Consider the following 2,466-nt stretch of genomic DNA (forward strand, 5'->3'; position numbering starts at 1 on the left):
CCTTTCGGCCGGGGTTGGGAGGGGCCAGGTCCTTCTGGGGTGGCGGGGGGGGGGCGGGGAAGGGTCCCCCCCCCCCGGGCCACTTGCGCTCAGCGGGTCACCGGCGGCGGCTGAAGATCCGCTTCACCAGGTGGATGACGCCCCAGATCAGCAGGATGACGAACAGGATGATCAAGATGATCACGACCAGCAGGAACTTGCCGAGCTTGGCGAAGAATCCCGACTTCTTCTTCTCCTGCTTGGCCGCGAGGTGGGCGGCGGAGGCGGGCGCGGCCGCCTCGGACCGGACGCCCTGGACGGCGCCCGCGGAAACCGGTCCCCCCGCGACGGCCGCGGTGCCCGTGGCGGCGCCCGCCGCGACAATCCTGGGTGCGGCGACCGCCGTCGCGCTCGACGCCGCGGCGCTCAGGCCCACGGCCGCCAGCAGTGCCACCAGGGCACCGGCTATCGAACGTGCGATCCGGTGTGTCATCGTGCTCCTCGTACGGTTCGGAGCAGCGGGATGAGTCACAGCCGACCAGCCCTCACGGTCTGACCAGTGATTTTCTCATCTACGCTTAGTATGCTCCTCTGAAGTTCTACAGCGGTGTAAAAGTTTAGCGACGGGCCTGCCCGGATCGGCTCCGACCCCGGGCCACGCGAATTCCACCGCTTCGACGGGGGTTCCGTGGCAACTGTGGAGGATGACGCCGTGTCGGGTCGCAGGGGTTCCCCCGAAGCCGAGAATTCACCGCACCGCCCCGGCGGACGTCGGGCCGCAGGCCGAAAAACCGCACCGGACCAGGACATATCGGGCGACCGCCCCACGAGCCGGGCCAAGCGCAAGCCGAAGCGCAGCACCAAGCAGAAGGTGCTCTGGGTGACCGCCGGCTGCACCGCGCTCCTCCTGGTCGGCGGCGGCGCCCTCTACTACCGCCTGAACAGCAACATCACCACCTTCGACGGCGACGCCCTCAGCAAGGACCGCCCGGAGGCCGCCGCCCCGGACTCCCAGGGCCGCACCCCGGTGAACGTCCTGATGATCGGCTCCGACAGCCGCGGCAACGGCAACAACGACCTCGGCGGCGGCGGGGACGCCGGAGCCCGCTCGGACACCGCGATCCTGCTGCACGTCTACGCCGACCACAAGCACGCCGTCGGCATCTCGATCCCCCGCGACTCCCTGGTCAACATCCCGCCGTGCAAGCTCCCCAACGGCAAGTGGACCAAGGAACAGACCAATGTGATGTTCAACAGCGCCTTCTCGGTGGGCGACACCGAGCAGGGCAACCCGGCCTGCACCCAGAACGCCGTCGAGAAGCTCACCAACCTGCGGGTCGACCACACCATCGTGGTGGACTTCAACGGCTTCGCCACCATGACCAAGGCGGTCGGCGGCGTCGACGTCTGCCTGCCGAACGACATCCACGAGGGCGACCTCAACCCCAACCTCGGCCACAAGGGCAAGCTGATCTTCGCCAAGGGCAAGCAGAAGGTCGAGGGCCAGTCCGCGCTGGACTTCGTCCGGGTCCGCCACGGCATCGGCGACGGCTCCGACATCGGCCGCACCAAGCGCCAGCAGGCCTTCCTCTCCTCCCTCATCAAGCAGGTCAAGTCGCAGGGCATGGACCCGACCACCCTGCTGCCGCTGGCCGACGCGGCGACCAAGTCGCTGACCGTCGACCCCGACCTCGGCTCGGCGGCCAAGCTGATGTCCTTCGCCATGTCGCTCAAGGACGTGGACCTGCACGACATCAAGTTCATCACCGCGCCGTGGCGCTACGAGGGACCGCGGGTCGCCCTGGTCCACCCCGACGTGGACCAGCTCTGGGCGGCGCTCAAGGCCGACCGCACCATCGACGGCCAGGACGCCAGCGCCCAGCGCCCGGACGCCCCCGACACCGCCGCCCCCAGCACCCCGGCCGCCGAGGCGACCCCGACCCCCACCGCGAACCCCAAGAACGCCGACATCAAGGTCGCCGTGCTCAACGGCACCGGCGAGTCCGGCCTCGGCGGCAAGGCGGCCGAGACCGTCAAGGGCGCCGGCTACACCGTGACCACCGTCGGCAACGCCACCGGAAAGGCCCGCAGCACCACCGTGGTCGAGTACGGCACCGGCGAGCGCACCGCCGCCGAGGCGGTCGCCAAGCTCTTCCCCGGCGCGACCGTCCAGCCCGGCGGCAAGGGCCTGAACGTGGTGCTCGGCCACGACTTCGCCGCCGCCAACCCGGCCGCCGCCTCCTCTGCGCCCGGCGCGAACCCCGGCGCCCCGGCCCCGCTGCCCAGCAGCGTCAGCGGCACCGCCCGCTCGGCGGACGACGACCCCTGCGCCAACATCTCCTACGGCTGAGCCGCGACGGCCGGAAGAACGACGGCGGGGGGGGGGCCAGAACCCCCCCCCCCCCCACCCCCCCCCCCCCCCCCCCCGGGGAGAACACCCCCCCCCCCCCCCCCCAACGGGAAAAAACAACCCCCCCCCCCCCCCCC

2 protein-coding genes are annotated in these 2,466 nt (G+C 71.1%); one reads left to right on the forward strand and one right to left on the reverse strand.

Going from position 1 to position 2,466, the window contains the following annotated elements; all coding sequences use genetic code 11:
• Positions 1 to 97 precede the first annotated feature (97 nt).
• Positions 98 to 472 carry a hypothetical protein gene (locus ACFQ87_RS35505; protein WP_380615045.1) on the reverse strand — a complete coding sequence of 125 codons (375 nt, stop codon included), beginning with the start codon at positions 470 to 472 and terminating at the stop codon, positions 98 to 100.
• A 378-nt stretch (positions 473 to 850) separates the two neighbouring features.
• Here ACFQ87_RS35505 and ACFQ87_RS35510 point away from each other — a divergent pair, with 378 nt between their 5' ends.
• Complete coding sequence (locus ACFQ87_RS35510; RefSeq protein ID WP_380615046.1) at positions 851 to 2,329, forward strand: LCP family protein; 1,479 nt, start codon at positions 851 to 853, stop codon at positions 2,327 to 2,329.
• Positions 2,330 to 2,466 lie beyond the last annotated feature (137 nt).

The sequence above is a fragment of the Kitasatospora sp. NPDC056531 genome, assembly GCF_042794375.1.
Lineage (GTDB): Bacteria > Actinomycetota > Actinomycetes > Streptomycetales > Streptomycetaceae > Kitasatospora.

Coding starts and splice junctions, on each gene's coding strand:
- ACFQ87_RS35505 (WP_380615045.1), bottom strand. CDS start 472: ATGACACACCGGATCGCACGTTCGATAGCCGGTGCCCTGGTGGCACTG.